At 71.4% G+C, this 23106-nt stretch carries 20 protein-coding genes, 1 pseudogene and 1 riboswitch; of the genes and pseudogenes, 8 read left to right on the plus strand and 13 right to left on the minus strand.

Annotation, left to right across the window (positions count from 1 at the left end; translation table 11 throughout):
- Positions 1–31: 31 nt before the first annotated feature.
- From ABZU99_RS01500 to ABZU99_RS01515, 4 genes are read right to left on the minus strand one after another with little or no spacing between them, the layout of a single operon-like run.
- Entirely contained in the window at positions 32–1579 is a 1548-nt protein-coding gene (locus tag ABZU99_RS01500; protein ID WP_356049895.1) for a glycoside hydrolase family 3 protein, read from the minus strand.
- 9 nt (positions 1580–1588) lie between these two features.
- Positions 1589–2419 (minus strand): carbohydrate ABC transporter permease, encoded by an 831-nt coding sequence (locus ABZU99_RS01505; protein WP_355946751.1) that lies wholly within the window; start codon positions 2417–2419, stop codon positions 1589–1591.
- A complete protein-coding gene (locus ABZU99_RS01510; RefSeq protein ID WP_356049897.1) occupies positions 2416–3417 on the minus strand; it encodes a sugar ABC transporter permease in 1002 nt (333 codons plus the stop codon). Before ABZU99_RS01510 ends, ABZU99_RS01505 begins: the two co-directional genes overlap by 4 nt.
- A 6-nt stretch (positions 3418–3423) precedes the next feature.
- Complete coding sequence (locus ABZU99_RS01515; protein ID WP_356049899.1) at positions 3424–4695, minus strand: extracellular solute-binding protein; 1272 nt, start codon at positions 4693–4695, stop codon at positions 3424–3426.
- Between the two features lie 239 nt (positions 4696–4934).
- Between ABZU99_RS01515 and ABZU99_RS01520 the strand changes: the two genes are divergently transcribed.
- From ABZU99_RS01520 to mctP, 3 genes are all read left to right on the plus strand, one after another.
- On the plus strand, positions 4935–5729 hold the full coding sequence (locus tag ABZU99_RS01520) for a GntR family transcriptional regulator (RefSeq protein ID WP_355946996.1): 795 nt from the start codon (positions 4935–4937) through the stop codon (positions 5727–5729).
- Between the two features lie 137 nt (positions 5730–5866).
- A complete protein-coding gene (locus ABZU99_RS01525) occupies positions 5867–6127 on the plus strand; it encodes a DUF3311 domain-containing protein (protein ID WP_355946742.1) in 261 nt (86 codons plus the stop codon).
- Positions 6124–7755, plus strand: a complete 1632-nt coding sequence (gene mctP / locus ABZU99_RS01530) for a monocarboxylate uptake permease MctP (protein WP_356049901.1) — start codon at positions 6124–6126, stop codon at positions 7753–7755. The genes ABZU99_RS01525 and mctP overlap by 4 nt, the downstream gene beginning before the upstream one ends.
- Before the next feature lie 73 nt (positions 7756–7828).
- On the opposite strand, the gene ABZU99_RS01535 is transcribed toward mctP, so the two are convergent.
- On the minus strand, positions 7829–8314 hold the full coding sequence (locus ABZU99_RS01535; protein ID WP_356049903.1) for an IPT/TIG domain-containing protein: 486 nt from the start codon (positions 8312–8314) through the stop codon (positions 7829–7831).
- Here ABZU99_RS01535 and ABZU99_RS01540 point away from each other — a divergent pair.
- From ABZU99_RS01540 to ABZU99_RS01550, 3 genes and pseudogenes are all read left to right on the plus strand, one after another.
- Positions 8244–8480: pseudogene (locus ABZU99_RS01540) on the plus strand (GNAT family N-acetyltransferase); the annotation flags it as partial. The gene ABZU99_RS01535 and the pseudogene ABZU99_RS01540 overlap by 71 nt on opposite strands.
- A 378-nt stretch (positions 8481–8858) precedes the next feature.
- Positions 8859–8996: riboswitch (cobalamin riboswitch) on the plus strand.
- 133 nt (positions 8997–9129) lie between these two features.
- Positions 9130–11529, plus strand: a complete 2400-nt coding sequence (locus tag ABZU99_RS01545) for a ribonucleoside-diphosphate reductase subunit alpha (protein ID WP_356049905.1) — start codon at positions 9130–9132, stop codon at positions 11527–11529.
- Positions 11529–12596, plus strand: coding sequence for a ribonucleotide-diphosphate reductase subunit beta (locus ABZU99_RS01550; protein ID WP_355955202.1), 1068 nt, complete (start codon positions 11529–11531; stop codon positions 12594–12596). Before ABZU99_RS01545 ends, ABZU99_RS01550 begins: the two co-directional genes overlap by 1 nt.
- A gap of 69 nt (positions 12597–12665) precedes the next feature.
- On the opposite strand, the gene def is transcribed toward ABZU99_RS01550, so the two are convergent.
- From def to ABZU99_RS01590, 8 genes are all read right to left on the minus strand, one after another.
- On the minus strand, positions 12666–13295 hold the full coding sequence (gene def, locus ABZU99_RS01555) for a peptide deformylase (protein ID WP_355955200.1): 630 nt from the start codon (positions 13293–13295) through the stop codon (positions 12666–12668).
- 94 nt (positions 13296–13389) lie between these two features.
- Entirely contained in the window at positions 13390–14376 is a 987-nt protein-coding gene (locus tag ABZU99_RS01560) for a hypothetical protein (RefSeq protein ID WP_355955198.1), read from the minus strand.
- Between the two features lie 219 nt (positions 14377–14595).
- Complete coding sequence (locus tag ABZU99_RS01565) at positions 14596–15876, minus strand: HD domain-containing protein (protein ID WP_355955206.1); 1281 nt, start codon at positions 15874–15876, stop codon at positions 14596–14598.
- A gap of 314 nt (positions 15877–16190) precedes the next feature.
- Positions 16191–17618 (minus strand): HD-GYP domain-containing protein, encoded by a 1428-nt coding sequence (locus tag ABZU99_RS01570; RefSeq protein ID WP_356227660.1) that lies wholly within the window; start codon positions 17616–17618, stop codon positions 16191–16193.
- Positions 17619–17823: 205 nt separating this feature from the next.
- Positions 17824–18162, minus strand: a complete 339-nt coding sequence (gene rsrA / locus ABZU99_RS01575) for a mycothiol system anti-sigma-R factor (protein WP_355943179.1) — start codon at positions 18160–18162, stop codon at positions 17824–17826.
- Positions 18159–18848, minus strand: a complete 690-nt coding sequence (locus tag ABZU99_RS01580; protein WP_355943181.1) for a sigma-70 family RNA polymerase sigma factor — start codon at positions 18846–18848, stop codon at positions 18159–18161. The genes rsrA and ABZU99_RS01580 overlap by 4 nt, the downstream gene beginning before the upstream one ends.
- Positions 18849–19098: 250 nt before the next feature.
- Positions 19099–19758 carry an alpha/beta family hydrolase gene (locus tag ABZU99_RS01585; protein ID WP_356049629.1) on the minus strand — a complete coding sequence of 220 codons (660 nt, stop codon included), beginning with the start codon at positions 19756–19758 and terminating at the stop codon, positions 19099–19101.
- A 234-nt stretch (positions 19759–19992) separates the two neighbouring features.
- A complete protein-coding gene (locus ABZU99_RS01590) occupies positions 19993–20817 on the minus strand; it encodes an SOS response-associated peptidase (RefSeq protein WP_355943184.1) in 825 nt (274 codons plus the stop codon).
- Between the two features lie 103 nt (positions 20818–20920).
- On the opposite strand from ABZU99_RS01590, the gene ABZU99_RS01595 reads away from it, so the two are divergent.
- A complete protein-coding gene (locus tag ABZU99_RS01595) occupies positions 20921–21634 on the plus strand; it encodes a M50 family metallopeptidase (RefSeq protein WP_355943185.1) in 714 nt (237 codons plus the stop codon).
- Positions 21635–21751: 117 nt separating this feature from the next.
- A complete protein-coding gene (aroA, locus tag ABZU99_RS01600; protein ID WP_355943186.1) occupies positions 21752–23104 on the plus strand; it encodes a 3-phosphoshikimate 1-carboxyvinyltransferase in 1353 nt (450 codons plus the stop codon).
- Positions 23105–23106: the final 2 nt, after the last annotated feature.

A 23106-nucleotide genomic window follows, 5' to 3' on the forward strand; every position in this document is an offset into this window, starting at 1 on the left:
CAGGTGGCTGTGCCGGCTGAGCTGGGTGGTGTCAGTCCCCGGCGGCGTCGCCGGTGATGGCTTCCGCGGCGGCCCGGCCACAGACCCGGGCGGCGCCATGAGTCGCGATGTGCAGCGCTCCGGCCGGTGGCGCCTGGGGTACCCCCATCTCCACGACGACCGTCTCCGGCCGGGCGGCGAGCAGGGCGTCCAGGGCGTCGGCCATCCAGCGGTGACGGTGGACATCGCGGACCACTGCGACGATCCTACGGTCCGCCGCATCGTCGAGCATTTTTTCGATCAGGGCGGGGATGCCCGCGGTCTCGGCGTCCTGCCGGCCGTAGGTGGCGGTCGCGGTGCCGGGTCGCAGCCGGGCCAGTTCGGCGGCGACGCCCCAGGGCGTCTCGTCGCCGACGGCGATGTTCGCGACCGGGGTGAAGCCGGCGACGTAACCGGGGCCGGTCAGGGCCTCGTACGCCGGTCCGCCGAGGGTGACCCGCAGCGCCCGGCGGGCCGCGGCGAGCCCGGCCTCGGGGGCGGGCGCGATCCCCTTGGCCGCGCCCGGCCCGCCGTGGCGGCGCGTCCACTCCCCCAGGGCGCGCACCCGTGCCGCGGCGTCGGCCAGCCGCTCCCCGGGCAGCCGTCCCTCGCGTACGGCGGCCACCAGCGCGTCGCGCAGCCGCAGAACGGTGTCCTCGTCGGCGAGTCCGCCGCCGACGCAGATGGCGTCGGCGCCCGCGGCGATCGCCAGCACGCTGCCGCGCTCGATGCCGTAGGTGCCCGAGACGGCCCGCATCTCCATGCCGTCGGTGACGATGAGTCCGTCGAAGCCGAGTCCGCCGTCGGCGGCGGGGCGGCGCAGCAGGCCGTGCAGCGCGGCGGGGCTGAGGGTGGCGGGCAGTTCGGGATCGAGCGCGGGCAGCAGGATGTGCGCGCTCATCACGGCCTTGGTCCCGGCGGCGACGGCGGCGCGGAAGGGCACCAGTTCGCGGGTGGCCAGGGTGTCGAGACCGGCGTCGATCCGGGGCAGGGCGTGGTGGGAGTCGACGGCGGTGTCACCGTGTCCGGGGAAGTGCTTGGTGCAGGCGGCGACTCCTGCGCCCTGCAGCCCCTCGATGTACGCGGCGGTGTGCCGGGCTACGAGCCCGGGCTCGGCGCCGAAGGAGCGGACGCCGATGACCGGGTTGCCGGGGTTGGAGTTGACGTCGGCGGACGGCGCCCAGTTGAGGTTGACACCGCATGCGGCGAGCCGGCGGCCCAGCTCCCGGGCGACCGCGCGGGTCAGCTCGGGGTCGTCGACCGCGCCGAGCGCGAGATTGCCGGGGAAGGACGATCCGGTGCGTACCTCCAGCCGGGTGACATCGCCGCCCTCCTCGTCGATCGCCACCAGGACGTCGTCGCGCTCGGCGCGCAGCTGGGCGGTGAGCGCGGCGAGCTGCTCGGGCGAGGCGATGTTACGGCCGAACAGCCCGACGGAAGCGAGCCCCTCGCCCAGTCTGCGCAGCAGCCAGTCGGGGGCCGTCGTACCGGTGAAGCCGGGCTGCAGCACGGTGAGGGCGTCCCGGGTGAGGGTGGCCGAGTCGTGAGCGAGGGTCGTCATGGCCGCGATTCATCCCTTCACAGCGCCGGAAGTGAGCCCACCGACCGCCTTGCGTTGCAGGAACAGGAAGAGAAGCAGGATCGGGACGGCGAAGAGGGAGGCGGCCGCCATGGTGGCGCCCCAGTCGTCGCCGAATTGGGTCTGGAAGCTGGACAGCCACAGCGGAAGGGTCTGCGCGCCCGGGTCCTTGTTCAGGATGAGCACCAGCGGGAATTCATTCCAGGCCGTGATGAAGCCGAAGAGCGAGGTGGCCATCAGCCCGGGGGCCAGCAGCGGAAAGATCACCTTGCGGAATGCCTGCGTCCGGGTGCAGCCGTCGACCATGGCCGACTCCTCCAGCTCCTTGGGCACCGCGGCGACATAGGAGCGGAGGGTGAGGACGGTGAAGGGCAGCACCATGACCATGTAGAACAGGGTGAGGGGAAGCAGGCTGTTCAGCATGTCGCCGTCGCGCACGAGCATATAGATGGCGATCACCATGACCTCCCAGGGCGCCATCTGCGCGACCATGAAGGTCACCAGGAAGCCGCGGCGGCCCTTGAAGCGCATCCGGGCCAGGGCGAAGGACGCCAGGAGCGCGATCGCCAGGGAGAGGGCGACCGCCGAGAGGGTGACGGTGAGGGAGTTCCCCACCAGCGTCCAGAAGTTCTCGGCGTTCACCGCCTTCCGGAAGTGTTCGAGGGTGGCGCTGGTCGGGAACCACACCGGGTCCTCGGAGATGATGGCCGAGGTCGGCTTGAGCGCCGTGGAGAACATCCAGTAGACGGGGAAGGCGAAGCCGATGAAGAGCACGGCGGCCAGCGCGTTGGGCCACAGCCGGGCGAGCGGCGAGCGCTTCACAGCTCGTCCTCCTCTTGCCTGAGCACGATTCGCAGGTAGTACGAGGTCAGGGCCAGCAGCACCAGGATGGTCAGCAGGGAGATCGCGGCGCCCATGCCGTAGTGCTGATTGCCGACGCCCTCGACGAAGGCGTAGACGGGAAGGGTTTCGGTGAGCCGGTCCGGGCCCCCCTCGTTGATCGCGAAGACCTGGGGGAACGCCTTGAAGACCCAGATCACCTCGAGAAAGGTCGTGGCGAAGACGAACGGCTTGAGGAAGGGGAAGGTCACCGAGGTGAAGCTCTTCCAGGTGCCGGCGCCGTCCAGCGCGGCCGCCTCGTAGAGCTCTTTGGGGATCGTGGTCGTCGCCGCGTAGAGGTTGATCGCCACGAAGGGGATCGATTGCCAGACGATCAGCACGGTGATCACGAAGAAGGTGGAGAACTGGCTGCCGGTCCAGTTGTGGTCGGCCATGGCGTGCCAGCCCAGCTTGTCCAGCACCCAGTTCACGACCCCGAAGCGGGACGCGAACAGCCACTGGAAGACGGTGGTCGCCGCGATGACCGGCATCGCCCACGCCAGGACGAGACCGACCGAGAGCAGCAGCCGCATCCTCGTCCCGAGCCGGGCCAGCAGCAGCCCGACCAGGGTGCCCAGCACCATGATCAGCACCACATTGGCCCCGGTGAAGACCACCGAGCGGCCGGTGACCCGCCAGAAGTCCTCGCTGGTCAGCGCCTCACGGTAATTGTCGACACCGTTCCACTCGGTCAGGTGCTGGATCAGCTGCCGCATATTGAGGTTCTGGAACGACAGCATGCCGTTCTTCACCAGCGGCCAGCCCAGCAGCACCGCCGTCACCGCGAGCGCGGGCAGAAGCAGCAGATACGGGGCGGCGCCGGTCAGCCGCCCGCGCCGGGAGGGCCCCGGGGCCGGGGCGGTGGGGACCGGCGGTGCCCCGCTCCGGCGGACCCCGGCCGCCGCCGGGCCGGGGTCATTGCGTTCGGTCGCTACGGCCATCGTTTCCTACTGCTCCTGGCTGAGGCGCTTGTTCATCTCGTCCTCGACCGACTTCGCGGCCTCGGCGGGCGACTTCCCCTTGAGCACCGCGGTCATATAGGACTTGACGGGGTTGGGGGCGTTCTCCACCGGCGCCCATTCGGGGATCAGCGGGGTGGTGCCGCCGCTCGCCGCGGCCGGCGCGGCCGCCTGCGCCGCGGCGTTGCCCTTGAGCCGCGTCTGCAGCGACTCCTTGTTGGGGATCACGCCGCCTTCCTTGGCCAGCTGCCCCTCGTGGGTGTCATTCAGCGCGATCTTCAGGAACTCCTTGGCCAGCTCCTGCTTCTTGCTGCCCGCGGCGATGGCGAGGTTGGAGCCGCCGAGAAAGACGCCCTCCGGCTTGCCGGCCGTCTCACCGGGGATGGTGAAGTAGCCGATGTCCTTCTCGATCTTCGGGTTGGCCTTGATGGCGATGGCCGCCTCCCAGCCCATGCCGATGAAGGCACCGGTCTTCCCCTTGGCGAAGACCTCTCCCTGCTGCGGGGTGGCCTCGTCCTTGTCCTTGGGGGCCTTGCTGAAGGACTGGTACTGCTTGTAGATGTCCATGGCCTTGCCGACCTTGGGGTCGGCGAGGTTGGAGACCCACTTGTCGCCGTCCTTCCTGACGAGGTCGGCGCCGGTGCCGATGGCCAGACCGTCGAAGAAGTACCAGTTCTGGCCCGGGAGATAGATGGGCTCGGCGTCCGTCTTCTTCTTGATGGTGTCGAGATCGCGGAAGAACTCGGTCCGGGTCGTCGGGGTGTCCTTGATCCCGGCCTGGGCCCAGATCTTCTTGTTGTAGAGAACGACCCGGTTCACCACGTACCAGGGCGCGGCGTACTGCTTGCCGTCGTAGACCGCGGACTTGTTGATCGAGTCGGACCAGTCGGCGCCGATCGACTCCTTCAGGTCGCTCAGATCCGCGAGGCCGCCGGTCCGGGCGTAGGAGGGGGTCTGGGTGTTGCCGATCTCCAGGACGTCCGGCGGGTCGGACTCCGAGAGCGCGGTCGTCACCTTCTGCTGAATGCCGTTCCACTGCTGGATCTCCAGCTTCAGCTTGGCGCCGGTCTTTTTCTCGAAAGCGGCCTTGACATCCTTCGTCCAGCCGTCGGGGGTGGATCCGTCCATCGCCCAGACGGTCAGCGTCTCCCCCTTGAAACCGTCCGCCCCGGCCTTGTCGTCATCGCCGCCGGACCCACAGCCCGAGACGCTCACCAGCATTGCCGCGACGCCCGTCGCCGCTATGAGCCCACGCTTCACAGCACTCTCCTCAAAGGACCGGATGAGGGGTTTAATGGTTTAGACCAGTGCGGGCAGCTTGGCCTAGACCTTTGAGGGTGTCAAGGGTGTACAAGAGTCGCCGGCGGCTCCGTTACCGGACCGACACCTGCCGACATCCGGCCCGAGCGGCCGCGCGGCGCCGGGACCGTGCCACGATGTGAGCCGCTGAGTTGGAGGAGCCGGTGACGGCAGCAGACCAGGAGTCGGAAGGGCGCGCGATGGAGACCGAGGGGGCAACGGCGGCAGCGGGGGCCACCACGACGGCCACCGAGAACGGCAACAGCTCCGGCGGAACGCGCACCGCGCGCGTCCCGAAGTACTATCGCCTCAAGCGTCACCTGCTGGAGATGACCGAGACCCTGCCACCCGGCACCCCGGTCCCCCCGGAGCGCACCCTGGCCGCCGAGTTCGACACCTCGCGTACGACCGTGCGCCAGGCGCTGCAGGAGCTGGTCGTCGAGGGGCGTCTCGAGCGGATCCAGGGCAAGGGCACTTTCGTGGCCAAGCCCAAGGTCTCCCAGGCGTTGCAACTCACCTCGTACACCGAGGACATGAAGGCCCAGGGCCTGGAACCCACCTCCCAGCTGCTGGACATCGGCTATGTCACCGCCGACGACCGGCTGGCCGGACTGCTGGACATCACGACCGGCGGCCGGGTGCTGCGCATCGAGCGGCTGCGGCTGGCCAGCGGCGAGCCGATGGCCATCGAGACCACCCATCTGTCGGCCAAGCGCTTCCCCGCGCTGCGCCGCAGCCTGGTCAAGTACACCTCGCTCTACACGGCGCTGGCCGAGGTGTACGACGTCCGTCTGGCCGAGGCCGAGGAGACCATCGAGACCTCCCTGGCCACCCCCCGCGAGGCGGGGCTGCTCGGCACCGATGTCGGGCTGCCGATGCTGATGCTCTCGCGCCATTCCCGGGACGCGTCCGGTGAGCCGGTGGAGTGGGTGCGGTCGGTCTACCGCGGCGACCGTTACAAGTTCGTCGCCCGGCTCCAGCGGCCGAACGGCTGACGCGCCGCTTTCTTTCTCATACCGATATACGGACGGGTAGTGACGGCTGCCGGGCCCCTGGCTTAAGTTTCCTGCGCATTACACACATGATCAGCTGTGACGCAGGTGATGACCCGAGGGAACGGGAGTCCGCCACCATGTCCGACACATCCGCTTCACCCGGCAGGAGACCGGTCATCACGCCCACGCGCGTCGTGGCCGGTCTGTGCCTGATCGCCCCCTTCATCGGGATGCTCTGGGTCGGCTCGTACGCCAAGGTCGAGCCCGCCCTCATGGGGATCCCGTTCTTCTACTGGTACCAGATGCTCTGGGTGCCGATCTCGGCCGCGCTGACCTCGGTCGCCTACGTCCTGGTCCGCCGTGAGCAGCGGGCGCGCAAGGGAGGTGGACCCGCATGAAGGACGGTGTGAACGGCGTCGCGCTCGGCGTCTTCATCTTCTTCTTCCTGGCGGTCACCGTCATAGGGTTCCTGGCCGCGCGCTGGCGCGCCGCCGAGAACGCCAACAACCTCGATGAATGGGGTCTCGGCGGCCGCAGCTTCGGGACCTGGATCACCTGGTTCCTGCTCGGGGGCGACCTCTACACGGCGTACACCTTCGTCGCCGTCCCGGCGGCGATCTACGCGGCGGGCGCGTCCGGCTTCTTCGCGGTCCCGTACACCATCCTGGTCTACCCGCTGATCTTCACCTTCCTGCCCCGACTGTGGTCGGTGTCCCACAAGCACGGGTATGTCACCACTTCGGACTTCGTCCGCGGCCGCTTCGGCTCCAAGGGGCTCTCGCTGGCCGTCGCGATCACCGGCATCCTCGCCACCATGCCGTACATCGCCCTCCAGCTCGTCGGCATCCAGGCGGTGCTGGACGTGATGGGCGTCGGCGGCGGGGAGAACACCAACTGGTTCATCAAGGACCTGCCGCTGCTGATCGCCTTCGGTGTGCTCGCCGCGTACACCTACTCCTCGGGGTTGCGCGCACCCGCGCTCATCGCCTTCGTCAAGGACACCCTGATCTATATCGTCATCGCGGTGGCGATCATCTACATCCCGATGAAACTGGGCGGCTTCGACGACATCTTCGCCAAGGCGGGCGAGGCCTTCTCCCAGAAGAACCCGGCCACCGGGCAGCCACGCGGCGCCCTGGCCAGCGGCGAGAAACAGCAGTGGGCCTACGCCACACTGGCCCTCGGCTCGGCGCTCGCGCTGTTCATGTATCCGCACTCGATCACCGCGACGCTCTCCAGCCGCAGCCGCGAGGTGATCCGCCGCAACACCACGATCCTGCCGCTGTACTCCCTGATGCTGGGCCTGCTGGGGTTGCTGGGCTTCATGGCGATCGCGGCGGACGTGAAGGTCACCAACGGCCAGCTCGCCATCCCGCAGCTCTTCGAGAACCTCTTCCCCGACTGGTTCACGGGCGTCGCCTTCGCCGCCATCGGCATCGGCGCGCTGGTCCCGGCGGCCATCATGTCGATCGCCGCGGCGAATCTGTTCACCCGCAACATCTACAAGGACTTCCTGCGGCCCAACGCCACGCCGGAGGAAGAGACCAAGATCTCCAAGCTGGTATCGCTGCTGGTCAAGGTCGGCGCACTGATCTTCGTCCTGGGCATGGACAAGACGGTCGCGATCAACTTCCAGCTGCTGGGCGGCGTCTGGATCCTGCAGACCTTCCCGGCCCTGGTGGGCGGCCTGTTCACCCGGTGGTTCCACCGCTGGGCACTGCTGGCGGGCTGGGCGGTCGGCATGATCTACGGCACCTGGAAGGCGTACGACACCCCGAGCGCCACCCAGAAGCACTTCGGCAACACCGCCGATATCCCCGGCATCGGCGAGATCGGCTACATCGGCTTCACGGCCTTCGTCCTCAACGTCGCCGTGGTGGTCGCCCTCACCCTCGTCCTGCGCGCGGTGAAGGCCCCGGACGGGATCGACGAGACGTCCCCCGCCGACTACACGGCGGACGCGGGCGACCCGGGCGTCCAGGCCGAGCTGCCCCCGGCCACTGCGGGGGCGCCGGGCGGACACTGACGCCTGCCGCCGCCGCACTGGGCCGCCGGCTCCCTCGCGGGAGCCGGCGGCCCGTTCGCGGGAGTCAGACGTATCAGACGTAGAGGAAGGTGCCGGGGACGGTGACGGTTCCGAAGGCCGTCACCAGGGTGACGGTCGCGTTCCCGGCCACGCCGGGCGGACTGGTGCCGGTGACCGTGGTGGCGCTCGCGGTCACGCCGGTGGCGGGAACGCCGTTGAACAGCACGCCCAGCACCCCACCGAGGTTGGTGCCGGTGATGGTGAACGCGGTACCGCCGGCCACCGGTCCGGTGCTGGGGGTGATGGCGGTGGGCGCCGGCGCGGGCGGAGCGACGAAGTAGGTGAAGCCGCCGGGGACGGTGGTGGTGCCGCCGGGCCCGGTGAGGGTGACGGTGACATTGCCACCGGCGGCCGGGCCGGCCGGGGTGATACCGACCAGGCTGGTTCCGGCGGGGTTGACGGCCAGGATGGTCGAGGGGTTCCCGCCGTTCCGGATGCTCGCGGTGCGGCCTCGGGCACGGCGGCGCGGGGCGGCGGAGGCGCTGGTGCGGGCCTGCATGGACGGGGCGCGGGGGCTCGGGCTGCAGCGGATCGTGATCTGCAGCCAGCAGTCGATGACGGCCGCTCACCGGCTCTACGCGCGACTGGGCTTCGTCCGCGCGCCGGAGCGGGATTGGGAGCCGGTACCGGGCGTCACGCTGTGGGCGTTCACGGTCGAGCTGTAGCGACTCCTTTGGCGCTGTCGCGTTGATCCCGGCGATGGCGGCACTGTCCGTGGATATGGTGCCACCCCTGCGCGTCCTCGCCGCCGCGGACCGGCGAGCTGACGCCGCCGTGGCCGTACGGGCCCCGCGGCCCCGTGGACGGCGTGGCGGTAAGCGTCGGTCTGCCCGCAGCGACCCGTGCGGGCGTCGGCGTGAGCTTCGCCCACGGGCCGGAACGCCACCGCCGCCGCCCCCGCCGACCCCGAGGTCTCAGCGGGTGGCGGGCCCTGAGCGCCGTCCCGGGGGGCCGCAGGTCACGGCCCACGCCCGGAACGCAATAGATCATTCGTGCGAAACTCCTCACCTCCCGACACAAGATGTGGGGGTGGGTGCGGCGGCCAACACAAGATGTATGCTCGTGCTCGCTGTCGCCGCAGGGGAATCCGGTGGGAATCCGGAACTGTCCCGCAACGGTGTACGTGTGCGCATTGTGCGTACCCGCGAGTCCGAGGACCTGCCGACAGCCGTCTGCATACGTCCGGGCCTCGCGGGTTGGGCCGATGGGCGCTGCGCGGTATGCCTCCGTACGTGAGTGCGGAATCGGCATGCCCGTCTGCGACCGTCGCGCACCGCCCTCCTGGCCCCCAGCCGAGCGAGGGAGAGCACTTCAGTGACCATCGCGCCCGCGGATCCGGTTTCAGAGGCAACGGCTTCTCAGGTAGTGGCCGACGCGCCCGGGACCGCACTGCTGCGGACCCTGACCGGTCTCACCGCCGACCTTCCCGCCACCGACCCCGGCAAGGTCGCGGCCGCCGCTCTGCGCGGCCGTCATCCCGGCTCGGACGAGGCGGAGTTGCGCACTCTGGCGACCGAGGCGGCGGCCGGGCTGATCGCCGAAGAGCCGGAGTACTCACGGCTGGCCGCGCGGCTGCTGGCCCTCGCGATCACGGAGGAGGCCGCCGGGCAGGGCGCGGTCTCCTTCTCCGCTTCCGTCCGGGTGGGCCACCAGGAGGGCCTGATCGCCGACTCCACCGCTGAGTTCGTGGCCACGCACGCCGCCCGGCTCGACGCGCTGGTGGACCAGGCGCTCGCCGACGGCGCCGACAACCGCTTCGGCTACTTCGGGCTGCGCACCCTGCACAGCCGCTATCTGCTGCGCCACCCGATCACCCGTCAGGTGATCGAGACCCCGCAGCACTTCCTGCTCCGGGTGGCCTGCGGGCTCGCCGAGGACGGCTCCGAGCGGGCGCTGGCCGATGTGGCCGAGCTGTACCGGCTGACCAGCACGCTCTCCTATCTGCCCAGCTCCCCCACGCTGTTCAACTCCGGCACCCGGCATCCGCAGATGTCCTCCTGCTATCTGCTGGACTCGCCGCTGGACGAGCTCGACTCCATCTACAACCGCTACCACCAGGTCGCGCGGCTCTCGAAGCACGCGGGCGGCATCGGCCTGTCGTACTCGCGCATCCGCGCGCGCGGTTCGCTGATCCGGGGCACCAACGGGCACTCCAACGGCATCGTGCCGTTCCTGCGCACGCTGGACGCCTCGGTGGCCGCCGTCAACCAGGGCGGCCGGCGCAAGGGCGCGGCCTGCGTCTACCTGGAGACCTGGCACGCGGACATCGAGGAGTTCCTGGAGCTGCGGGACAACACGGGCGAGGAGGCCCGCCGCACCCACAACCTCAACATCGCGCACTGGGTCCCGGACGAGTTCATGCGCCGGGTCGAGGCGGACGCCGACTGGTCGCTGTTCTCGCCGGTCGACGCGCCCGAGCTGGTCGACCTGTGGGGCGAGGAGTTCGACGCCGCCTACCGCAAGGCCGAGACCGAGGGGCGGGCGCTCAAGCAGGTCCCGGCGCGCCGGCTGTACGCGCGGATGATGCGCACCCTGGCACAGACCGGCAACGGTTGGATGACGTTCAAGGACGCCGCCAACCGCACCGCCAACCAGACCGCCGAGCCCGGCAAGGTCGTCCACTCCTCCAACCTCTGCACCGAGATCCTCGAGGTCACGGACGACGGCGAGACCGCCGTGTGCAACCTCGGCTCGGTCAACCTGGCCGCGCACCTCGGCGAGGACGGCACGATGGACTGGGAGCGGCTGGACGCCACGGTCCGCACCGCCGTGACCTTCCTCGACCGCGTGGTGGACATCAACTTCTACCCCACGGAAGAGGCCGGCGCCTCCAACTCCCGCTGGCGGCCGGTGGGGCTGGGCCTCATGGGGCTGCAGGACGTCTTCTTCCGGCTGCGGCTGCCCTTCGACTCCCCCGAGGCGGAGAAGCTCTCCACCCAGATCTCCGAGCGCATCATGCTCGCCGCGTACGAGGCGTCCTGTGCGCTCGCCGAGCGCCACGGACCGCATCCGGCCTGGTCCGCGACGCGCACCGCGCGTGGGGTGCTGCACCCCGACCACTACGCGGACGCGGTGACGACCCGGCCGGAGCGCTGGGAGGCCCTGCGCGAGCGGATGAAGAAGTCCGGGATGCGGAACTCGCTGTTGCTGGCGATCGCGCCGACCGCGACCATCGCCTCCATCGCGGGCGTCTACGAGTGCATCGAGCCGCAGGTCTCCAACCTCTTCAAGCGCGAAACCCTCAGCGGGGAGTTCCTGCAGGTCAACTCCTATCTGGTGGACGACCTCAAGAAGCTCGGCGTCTGGGACGCCCGGACCCGCGAGGCGCTGCGCGAGGCCAACGGCTCGGTCCAGGACCTCTCCTGGGTGCCCGCGGACGTACGGGCGCTGTACCGGACCGCGTGGGAGGTGCCGCAGCGCGCCCTGATCGACATGGCCGCGGCCCGCACCCCCTACCTCGATCAGAGCCAGTCGCTGAACCTGTTCATGGCCTCGCCGACCATCGGCAAGCTCAGCTCGATGTACGCGTACGCCTGGAAGCAGGGCATCAAGACGACCTACTACCTGCGTTCGCGACCGGCGACCCGGATCGCCCAGTCCGCGCGCGGTGGATCCGCCGCGGCCACCATCCCCGTCCAGCAGGCGCCCGCCGCCGAAGAGGACGCCGTCGCCTGCTCCCTGGAAAACCCCGAGTCCTGCGAGGCATGCCAGTAATGAGTGCCCACCCGTCGCCCGACCACCACCCCTCGTCGACGGCGCTTCGCGCCGCCCCCCGGCGTCACAAGAACCTGCTCGACCCGGGCTTCGAGCTGACCCTGCGGCCGATGCGGTACCCGGAGTTCTACGACCGCTACCGTGACGCGATCAAGAACACCTGGACCGTGGAGGAGGTCGACCTCCACTCCGACGTCACCGATCTGGCCAAGCTCTCCCCCGGGGAGCAGCATCTGATCGGCCGGCTGGTCGCCTTCTTCGCGACCGGCGACTCGATCGTGGCCAACAACCTGGTGCTGACGCTCTACAAGCACATCAACTCCCCCGAGGCGCGGCTGTATCTGTCGCGGCAGCTCTTCGAGGAGGCCGTGCACGTCCAGTTCTATCTGACGCTGCTGGACACCTACCTCCCCGACCCGGACGACCGCGCCGCGGCCTTCGCGGCGGTGGAGAACATCCCCTCCATCCGGGAGAAGGCGGAATTCTGCTTCCGCTGGATGGACTCCGTCGAGAAGATCGACCGGCTGGAGACCAAGGCCGACCGGCGCCGCTTCCTGCTCAATCTGATCTGCTTCGCGGCCTGTATCGAGGGGCTGTTCTTCTACGGCGCCTTCGCCTACGTCTACTGGTTCCGCTCGCGCGGGCTGCTGCACGGCCTCGCGACCGGCACCAACTGGGTGTTCCGCGATGAGTCCATGCACATGGAGTTCGCGTTCTCGGTCGTGGACACCGTGCGCGAGGAGGAGCCGGACCTCTTCGACGACGAGCTTCAGCAGCAGGTCATCGACATGCTGAAGGAGGCCGTCGAGGCGGAGCTGCAGTTCGCCCGCGATCTGTGCGGCGAGGGGCTGCCGGGCATGAACACCGCGTCGATGCAGGAATACCTGCAGTGCGTCGCCGACCAGCGCCTCCAGCGCCTCGGCTTCCCGCCGGTCTTCGGCTCGGAGAACCCGTTCTCCTTCATGGAGCTGCAGAACGTCCAGGAGCTGACCAACTTCTTCGAGCGCCGCGCCTCGGCCTACCAGGTCGCGGTGGAGGGCTCGGTCTCCTTCGACGACGACTTCTGAGCCGTATTCGACACGCGAAGGGCCGGATCCCTCCCGGGATCCGGCCCTTGGCCGTGGCGTCGAGCGCGCTCAGTCGTTCGGCGCCGTCTCGTAGCGCGGCGTCCCCTCGGCCATCTGCCGGAGCACATCCTTGCGTTCGCGCTTGGAGAGCCGGTCGATGTAGAGACGGCCGTAGAGGTGGTCGGTCTCGTGCTGCAGACAGCGCGCGAAGTAGCCGGTGCCGCGCACCGCGATCGGCTTGCCCTCGGCGTCCTGGCCGCGCACCACCGCGTAGTCGGGGCGGGCCAGCGCCGCGTAGGCGGTGGGAACCGACAGACAGCCCTCGTTGGAGTCGTCCAGCACCCGGCTGTCGGCGGGCACCTCGTCCAGCACCGGGTTGCACACGACGCCGACGTGCCGGACGCCCTCGTCGTCCATGCAGTCGTAGACGAAGACCTTGAGGTCGACACCGATCTGGTTGGCGGCCAGGCCCACGCCCTCCGCCGCCCGCTGGCTGGCGAACATGTCGTCGATCAGCCGGGCCAGCTCCTCGTCGAACACGGTGACGTCCTGGCACTCCTTGTGCAGCACCGGGTTGCCGACAACGGTGATCGGGCGGGCGGTACCGCGCTCGCGGTGGGCCCGCTCGCGCTCCTCGCAGTCCTCCGTGTCCACGATGAACTCGTCGTCCACCTGCTGTTCAGTCCCTTGCTGCGCCATCGTCCGCCGTATGCCTTCCGTCAACCGTGATGCGTCGCCCTACAGAGTACGGGCCCGCCCGGCCGGCCGGGGCGTGAGCGCTGCTCCCGGGCGGTCAGCAGACCTCTTCCAGGTCACGCCACTCCCGGGTGTCCGGGCTGTCGGCGACCCATCCGTCCAGCAGCCCCCGCACCAGCCCGCTCGGCGCCGCGATCCCGCATTCGCGCTCGGGTACCCACAGCGAGCCCGAGCCCGCCGTGCGGTGACCCAGCGGCCCCGGGTGACCCGGCTCACTGTGGTCGTGCGGGTCCAGGTGCTCACCCTCGCCCTCGTCACTGGGCATCCGGCTCTCCGAGCAGGAGCGGCACAGCAGCCGCACCGACGACGACCAGTCCTCGGCCGCGAAGCCCGCGTCCGCCGCGAGCCGCTCCAGGGCGTCCCGGTCGGCCTCGGTGGCCGCCTCCAGCAGCACCACCCAGGTCGGCACCGGGGACGGCGCCCACAGCTCGATCTCGTCGAAGACCGGGTACGAGGGGCCCGCCGAGGTCACGCGCTCGCCGTGCGGGACGCCGTCGTGCAGCACGACCTCGCCCCAGCGCCGCCCGGAGGACGGCAGCGGGATGGACAGCACCTCGATCCGCGCCGGGTCCAGCCTGCGGCCCCAGACGACCTCGGCCTCGCCCTCCGGCGACAGCCTCACCGCCGCGCTGCCCAGCTCCATGCCCAGCGGCTCACCGGACGCGGACGCCTCTCCGGGCACCTTCAGCCCGTATGCCTGCCAGGCGCGGCGGGCCAGCGGCCAGTCCTGCAGGGCGGTCGCGGCGATCCCCACGTTCCACCAGTCCGGAGCGCCCGTCTCGCGGTCCAGCAGGGCCACCGCGCGCAGTCCCGCGGCGCGCGCCTGCTCCCAGTCGTGCCGGAACTTGTGCAGCAGCGCGAGGTTGAACCAGGACTCCGACAGCCACGGCTCCAGGTCGGCGGCGCGGGTCAGCAGCGCGCCCGCGTCCTCGTACCGGCCGTCGCCGATGAGCGTGAACGCACGGTCCGTGGCCTGCCGCCATGAGGCGGATGGCCGGTGCCGTACCTTGCCGAAGATCTTCACGATTCCCGCCTGCCGGTATCGAAGTAGTCCCGCACCAGATGCCTTCGCGGACGGCGTCGCCCTCCCTGGAAGACAACCTGCCACACATTCGCGGACATCTCAGCCCGGCCCCTCACACTTCGGCCGGGACACGATGCCCCACCACACCTCCTTGCCACCGGCCATCGGCCCGACACCCCTCTCCTGGCATCCAACCATGCCTCTCGGGAGACCCGCTTATTACCCATGAGTTCTCCCTGTACGACGGCCTTGAACCCCCTGAACCGGCCGCGAGAGGACCGTGGCGAGCGCCTCGACCACCACCGGGTCGTAGTCACGCGCCGTGGCCAGCCGCAGCCGCTCCAGGGCGCGTAGCGGAGCGCCCGCCGGACCGCCCGTCCCACCGCTCGCCAGCTCCGTGTACGCGTTCACCGCGCGCACGATACGTGCTGCCGGCGGCTGCTCTTGGTAGGGGTCCGCCTGCCGTTCGACGACCACTGCCACCTCCGCGGGTACCCCGGTCTGGCGTACCACAGCGCCCCCCAGCAGTGCGATCCGCCGCTGCTCGGCCGCCGGCAGCGGTTCGGTGGCCCCGGCGGGCACGGGATCCAGCAGCGACAGCTGCCCGATGTCGTGCATCAGCGCCGCGTACTCCAGCACGGTCAGGGCCGGCTCGGACAGCCCCAGCTCACGGCCGACGGCCCGGCTGAGGGCGGCCACCTTACGGGCGTGACCGGTCGGTGTGTACCCGGCTATCTCGGTCGAGCGGGCCAGGGACGCGATGGTCTGGCGGTAGGTGGCCCGTATGCCGGCACAGCGGCGGAACGAGTACTGGATCAGCAGCAGCGGCACCGCCAGGACCGGCAGCGCCCACAGCCCCGCGACGGCGGCGGTGAGCGCCATCACGACCCCGGTCGCGCAGATCGCCGAGCCCACCCCGGGCAGTGCCCGCAGCTCGTCGCGGAGCAGCGGCCCGTACGGCCAGCCGGTACGGGCACGGGCGACAGTGGCGGCCAGGACGGCGTCGCACAGCGCGGTCAGGGCCAGCAGGCCCAGCAAGTACGCCACAACGTACGGGCCATGGCCGAGCCAGGAGGCCAAGCGGCCGCTGTGGTGGAGCGGTTGGAAGCAGGTGGCGGCGAACGCGACGGTGAGCACCCGGCGGGCCGCGTGCCCGGGGCCGGCCGGGCGCCCGAGCGCCAGCCGCGGCACCATGCCCGCCAGTGAGGCCGCCACGACGACGGTGACGACCTGGAGGACACCGTGGGTGGTGGGCTCGCCGCCGAGCCGCCCCAGCAGGGCGTAGCCGAGGGCGCCCGCGGCGGCGACGGGCGCGGGCTCACCGCGCTGCTCATGCGCCCCGCCCGCGCGCGGGAGCGCGGGCGGGGCACCGGCGCACCGGATCGCCTCCCCGACGGCGATGAGCATCCCGAAGGCCAGCGCCGCCCGCGGCTCGCGCACCCCGTGCCACTCGGTCCAGCCCAGCGCGACGGCGGCAAGCGCCCCGGCGGCGCCGTACACCGCACCGAGGGTGAGCGCGCCGTGGCGCCGCGATATGCGCTCCCGTACGGCCGCGCCCCCGCGCTGCCCGTGACGGGCGCGGCAGCTCCGCTTCTGCTCTCGGGCGGCCGTGCCCTCGTCCCGGCGGCGGGCCCGGCGGACGGCACGGGCGTGCCGCTCCGCGATCCGGCCGAGGCCGCCGGGCGGCCCGTCCGGGCGGGGGCCGCGTGCGGGCCCCGCCGGAGCGCGACCGCCTCCCCTGGCGGGCCATTGAGCCGCGCCCTCGTCCCGGCCGCGCGGGCCGGGCCGCCCGGCGTCCGGCTCTTCCTCCGGGTTCACCGGCCACCGCCCGGGCCGTCCGCGGCGGGCGGCGGACCTGCATCGTCCGCCGCGCCGGTGGCCGCGGTGCGCACCAGGGGCGCGGGGACGCCGGCGGGGCGTGCCGGGACGTTTCCGCGCCCCTCACCTGCGCCCTGCGCGGTCGAGACGGCGTCCGCCGTGACCGCCGCGTGCCAGCCGTGGCGGTTCAGGGCACGGGCCAGGGCCCGCACCATGCGAGGGTCGAACTGCGATCCCGCGCACCGCTTCAGCTCCTCCACCGCGGTCTCCACCGGCCGGGCCCTGCGGTACGTACGCGTCGAGGTCATCGCGTCGAAGGCGTCCGCGACCGCCACCACCCGCGCGACCTCCGGGATCTGCGTCCCCGCGAGCCCGTACGGATAGCCGCTGCCGTCCAGCCGCTCGTGGTGGTGGAGGATGGCCGCCCGCGCCTCGCCCAGGAAGCCGATGCCGCGCACCATCTCGTGCCCGTACTCCGGGTGCAGCTCGATGACGCGGCGCTCCTCGGGGGTCAGCGGTCCGTTCTTGCGCAGCAGCCGGGTGGGTACGCCGAGCTTGCCGACGTCATGGAGGATGCCCGCGATCCGCAGCGCCTCCAGCCGGTCGCCGCGCATTCCCAGCTCCCGGGCGATCATCGCGGAGGCGCGGCCGACGCGTTCGCCGTGGCCACGGGTATAGCGGTCCTTGATGTCGACCGCCTGGACGAGGGCGCGGATGGTGGCCTGATGGGCGGCGCGCTCACGGTGGTACAGGGCGAAGCCGCAGGCGCAGACGTACATCGGCAGCAGCACCGGCAGGGCCGCCGCGGGCCCGTACGGGCTGCGCCACAGCACCGCCATGGCCAGCGCCACGGGCCCGTGCACCAGATGCGGGGCGAGGGAGCCGAGCAGCCCGCCGCGCCAGGCGGCGCGCGGGGAGTGGCGCTCGGCGGTGACCAGGACGCCGCCCTCCAGCGCGGTGCCGGCCAGGCACAGGACGACCGCGGCGCCCAGCGCCGCGGTCAGGGCGTGCGGAAAGCCGGGCGCACCGGGGTCCTGGGCGGCGCGCAGGGCGTGTGGGCCGCCCAGCGCCCCGAAGGCGTACGAGGCGGCCCAAAGGGCGAGCGAGAGCCGTGCGGCGCGCCAGGCGCGCCGCACCCCGGCCGGGCGCCGCTCGACCCGGGCCAGCAGCGCGCCGGGCACGGGCACGAGCGCCGCGGCGGCGGGCGGCAGCAGAAAGGCCCCGGCCAAAAGGACGGGGCCGCACCACTCGGGCCAGGGGGCCCTGGCCTCGCGGGCGCCGGCCGCGTAGACCGCGGCGAGCAGGGCGAGGGTGGCCCAGGGAACAGCCGCTCCTGACCGCGCGACGGCCGGGGCGGCGCACAGCACCCCGGCGAGCACGGCGCACAACACATAGGCGCGCGCCCCGACGGGAAGTGCCCGCACGGCGCCCTCCTCCCCATCAGCGTCCGCTCAGCCACCCCTGTAGGGGTGGGTCAGACTGGGGAGAATAGAGCCGTAAGCGGCGGATGAGACCGGATGGACGGCCCGATTGCACCCCTTCGGGTGATGATCGGACCGCTTGGGGCGCGCCGCCTTTAAGGTCGCTCTGGTCGCCCTTCGGCGGCGGGCCGTCGCGGCCCGCCGCCGGTCACTCCTGGACGGTCTTCGGCATTTTGGTCTCAGCGGTGATCTCGTTGGTCTCAGCGGTGATCTCGCGCTCGGGCACCGCCTCGCCCGCGCGGATCAGCTCGATCCGGCCCATGACCTTCGAACGCAGGTCGCTGGGCACGTCGTCATGCCCGCAGCACCGCTTGACGAGCTTCTTCACGGCCTTCTCCAGACCGTACTTCTCCAGGCACGGGGAGCACTCGTCGAAGTGCACCTCGAACTTGGCGCAGTCGCCGTCGGGCATCTCGTGATCGAGGAACTCGTAGAGGTGGTCGAGAACCTCGGAGCAGTCCGTCTCGTGCGGCTCTCCGCAGCTCATGAGTCCGCGCCTTTCCGATCGTGCGACTCGTCCGCCGCGGCGGACGCGCCCGCCGGGACGAGCCCGCGCCCACGGGCATAGTCCTCCAGCAGACCGCGCAGCTGGCGGCGCCCACGGTGCAGACGGGACATCACCGTACCGATGGGTGTCCCCATGATGTCGGCGATCTCCTTGTAGGCAAAGCCCTCGACATCCGCGAGATAGACCGCTATGCGGAACTCCTCGGGAATGGCCTGCAGGGCTTCCTTGACGTCCGAATCGGGCAGGTGGTCGAGGGCCTGCGACTCGGCGGAGCGCAGCCCGGTCGACATGTGCGACTCGGCGCGCGCGAGCTGCCAGTCCTCGATCTCCTCGGCCGCGCTGCGCTGCGGCTCGCGCTGCTTCTTGCGGTACGAGTTGATGAACGTGTTGGTCAGGATGCGGTACAGCCACGCCTTGAGGTTCGTGCCCTCGCGGAACTGGTGGAAGGATCCGTACGCCTTGGCATACGTCTCCTGGACAAGGTCTTCCGCGTCGGCCGGGTTGCGCGTCATGCGCAGCGCGGCCGAGTACATCTGGTCGAGGAAAGTCAGAGCGTCCCGCTCAAAGCGCGCATTGCGCTCCGCGGACGACTCCTGTGACTGCTCGACCGGCTCTCCCTCGGTAACGCCGTCGGTCTCTGCGTCGGTCCCAGTGACCTGACCCACCTCCTCCAACTTCGCGGCGGTGCCGGATGCCGACCCGCTCGAATCGGAGAATAGACGACGATCCGGTCCGCCTGCCGCTTCAATCCTCGCGGTCTGCACCGCCTGCAGCCGAGCCCACTCCAGACCGGCATGCGGACGGGCGGGGCAAGCAAGCGAACCCATGCGGGGGACTCCCTTTCCTCGTACGGTGCCTCTGCGCGGCAATACCGACGCTGCGTACAACATCCGCCCCCGCTGTCGCATTCCCCCATCAGCGCGGGATCCGGGCCAGCCAGTCGGTGACGGCTCCGGTGATCACGGAGAGCGCCTCGCTCTCACCGATGTCCGCCGCCTTCGGCACCGCGAAGCCGTGGTCGCCGTGCGGCACCTCGACGAGCTCCGTCCCGGCGGGCAGCTCCGGGAACTCCCCGGGGCGGCCAAAAGGATCCCGCCCGCCCTGGACCACCAGCGTCGGCACCCCCGCGCCCAGCAGCTCCTCGGCCCGGGACTTCTCCGGCTTGCCGGGCGGATGCAACGGGAAGGACAGCGCCAGCACGGCGTGCGCCCCAAGCTCCCGGGCGGTCCGGCAGGCCACCCGCGCCCCGGCGCTGCGACCGCCCGCGACGACCGGCAGCCCGGCCTTCTCCAACGCGGGCCACAGGGCGCGCCACCCCGTGTCCAGGGTCTTCGGGGCGGGTGCGACCTTCTTGCCCGCCACCCGCCACGGCTGCTCGACCAGCGCGACGCTCACCCCGTGCTCCGGCACCGCCCCGGCCAGCGCTTGGAGATCCCGCGCCTCGATGCCGCCCCCCGCACCGTGGCTCACGGCCAGCACGGCGCGTGCGCCGGGGGCACGGTGCCAGGTGATCCGGGCGTCCCCGGCCGGGGTCTCCACGGTTTCGGTCGTCTTCGTACTCACCTTCGCGCTCACCCGACCATCTTGCCGCGCGGGGACTCAGCCGCGCGGAGGCACAGCCGCGCGGGGGCCCAGCCGCGCGGAGGCCCAGCCCCGCGGAGGCCCAGCCGCGCGGAGGCACAGCCGCGCGGAGGCACAGCCGCGCGGAGGCACAGCCGCGCGGAGGCACAGCCGGGGGGCTCAGCCGGGGGGCTCAGCCGGGGGCAGCCGGGGGCAGCCGGGGGCAGCCGGGGGGCTCAGCCGGGGGGCTCAGAAGAGCGTGCTCTCCTCCGGCGCCTCCAGCTCCTTCAGCAGCTCCGGGCCGTTGTTACGGACATCACTGACCTCCGTCGCCACCGGATAGGCGCGCAACAGACCCGCCGGGGGCGGGGCCAGCAGGGGGCGGAGGTCGTCGGGGTCGGTGCGGGCGGGGTCGAGCCAGTCGGCCCAGCGGTCCTCGGTGAGGACGAGCGGCATCCGCGGGTGGATGTCCGCCAGCGACCGCGGACCCTCCCCCTCGCCGCCGTTCCCGGCCCCGAACGGCTCCTGCTCGGCCTCGGTCGTGATCACCGTGCAGGTCACCCACCACGCCCGCGGATGCTCGTCCGGCAGCGTGCGGTCCCGCCAGAACTCGTACAGCCCGGCCATGGCCATCACCGAGCCGTCCACCGGCGTCACGAAGTACGGCTGCTTGCGCGGCCGCTTGCGCTTGCCCTTCTCCTCCAGCTGCCGCTCCCCCGGCCCGGTGACCCACTCGTAGTAGCCGTCGGCGGGCAGGATGCAGCGGCGCGAGGCGAAGGGACGCCGGTACGAGGGCTTCTCGTGCACCGTCTCCGCCCGTGCGTTGATCATCTTCGCCCCGCTCTCGGGCGACTTCGCCCAGGACGGCACCAGCCCCCACTTCAGCGCCCTCAGCTGGCGAACCGGACGCGGCTCGGCGGCGTCCTTGAGAGGGCGTTCGAGCACCGCGTACACGTCCTTGGTGGGCGCGACGTTCCAGTCGGGCGCCAGGGTCTCCGCCGGCTCCCACTTCTCCACTCCGAAGAGCCCGACGAGATCCTCCGGCCTCCGGCTCGCTGCGTATCGACCGCACATAGGTGCCACACTGCCACGACGCCCGCGCCCGGTGGCCACCGAGCCGGGAAACCGACCCGATTACCCCCCGCACCGCGAGAGAGACGCGAGGAGCCGCCCGCACATGGACGCAACGAACGCCGCCGATCTGTGGGACCGCGTCGTCGGCGCCCAGCCCGACCCCAGCACCTGGCTCGTCGCCGCCACCGGCATCGTCGCGCTGGCGACCGTCGTCTCGCAGACCACGTGGCGCATAACCCGTAACGCCATCACCATCGCCCACGAGGGCGGGCATGGCCTGGTCGCGCTGCTCAGCGGGCGGCGGCTGGACGGCATACGGCTGCACTCGGACACCTCGGGGCTGACCGTCTCGCGCGGCAAGCCCACCGGCCTGGGCATGATCCTCACCGCCGCCGCCGGCTACACCGCGCCGTCCATGATCGGCCTGGCCGGCGCCTGGCTGCTGGCCGCGAACCACATCACAGCGCTGCTGTGGGGCGCGACGGCGCTGCTCGCCGCGATGCTGGTGATGATCCGTAACGCCTATGGCGTCCTTACGGTCGTCACGGCCGGGGCCGCCTTCTTCCTCGTCTCCTGGCTGACCAAGCCGGACGTGCAGGCGGGGTTCGCGTATGTGGTGGTCTGGTTCCTGCTGCTGGGCGGCGTGCGCCCGCCCTTCGAGCTCCAGCGCAAGCGCCGTTACGGCGGCGCGTACGACTCCGACCCCGACCAGCTGGCCCGGCTCACCGGCGTCCCGGCCGTGGCCTGGCTGCTGCTCTTCCATGTCGTCTCGCTGTGCTCGCTGATCGGCGGCGGCCGCTGGCTGCTGGGGTTGTGACGCGCACGAGCCCCCGGCGTGCCCCGTCCGCCCGCGTGTACCAGTGCTGTGTTTCGACTGGGTTTCGCCGCTTTTGATCAAGATTCGCACCTTCGGCGAGCCACTAAAGTGAGACCCATGACCGGCATTGAGACCTCCCCGGGCGCGCACACCGCCCTCTGGCCCGCTCCGACCGCCGACGGAGCGGTGAACGCGACCGTCACCGTGCCCGGATCGAAGTCGGTTACCAACCGCGGTCTGATCCTGGCCGCGCTCGCCGCCGAACCCGGCTGGCTGCGCCGCCCGCTCCGTTCCCGCGACACCCTGCTGATGGCCGAGGCGCTGCGCGCGATGGGCGTCGGCATCGAGGAAGGGGTGGGCCCCGACGGTGAGGGCGAGGCCTGGCGGGTCATCCCGTCCGGTCTGCACGGCCCGGCCACCATCGACGTCGGCAACGCGGGCACCGTGATGCGGTTCCTGCCGCCGGTCGCCGCCCTGGCCGACGGCCCGATCCACTTCGACGGCGACCCGCGGTCGCATGAGCGCCCGCTGCACGGCGTGATCGACGCGCTGCGCGCGCTCGGCGCCCGGATCGACGACGACGGCCGCGGCGCCCTGCCGATGACCGTGCACGGCGGCGGGGCGCTGGACGGCGGTCCGGTCCGCATCGACGCCTCGTCCTCCTCGCAGTTCGTCAGCGCGCTGCTGCTGTCCGCGCCACGCTTCAACCAGGGCGTCGAGGTCCGCCACATCGGCGCCGCGCTGCCCTCCCTGCCGCACATCCGGATGACCGTCGACATGCTGCGGGTGGCGGGCGCGCGCGTGGACACCGCCGAGGCGGGCGGCGAGCAGGGCGTCTGGCGGGTCGCGCCGAGCGCGCTGCTGGGCCGGGACCTGGTCGTCGAGCCCGATCTGTCCAACGCGGCGCCGTTCCTTGCGGCCGCCCTGGTCACCGGCGGCCGGGTGACCATCCCTGACTGGCCGGAGCACACCACCCAGCCCGGCGACGCGCTGCGCCGGATCTTCACCGACATGGGCGGTTCCTGCGAGCTGACCGACGCGGGTCTGACCTTCACCGGCACCGGCCGGATCACCGGAATCGACGCCGATCTGCACGAGGTCGGCGAGCTCACCCCGGTGATCGCGGCGGTCGCGGCGCTGGCCGACTCCCCGTCCGTGCTGCGCGGTATCGCGCATCTGCGGCTGCACGAGACCGACCGGCTCGCCGCCCTCGCCAAGGAGCTGGGCGAGCTGGGCGGCGAGGTCGCCGAGACCGAGGACGGGCTGCGGATCACTCCGCGTCCGCTGCACGGCGGGATCTTCCACACCTACGAGGACCACCGGCTGGCCACCGCCGCCGCCGTGATCGGCCTGGCCGTCGACGGCGTCCAGATCGAGAACGTGGCGACCACCGCCAAGACCCTGCCCGATTTCCCCGGCCTGTGGACCGGCATGCTCGGCGCGACGGCACCCTCGGCGCGGAGAGTCTGAGA

The sequence above is a fragment of the Streptomyces sp. NPDC005266 genome, assembly GCF_040607655.1.
GTDB lineage: Bacteria > Actinomycetota > Actinomycetes > Streptomycetales > Streptomycetaceae > Streptomyces.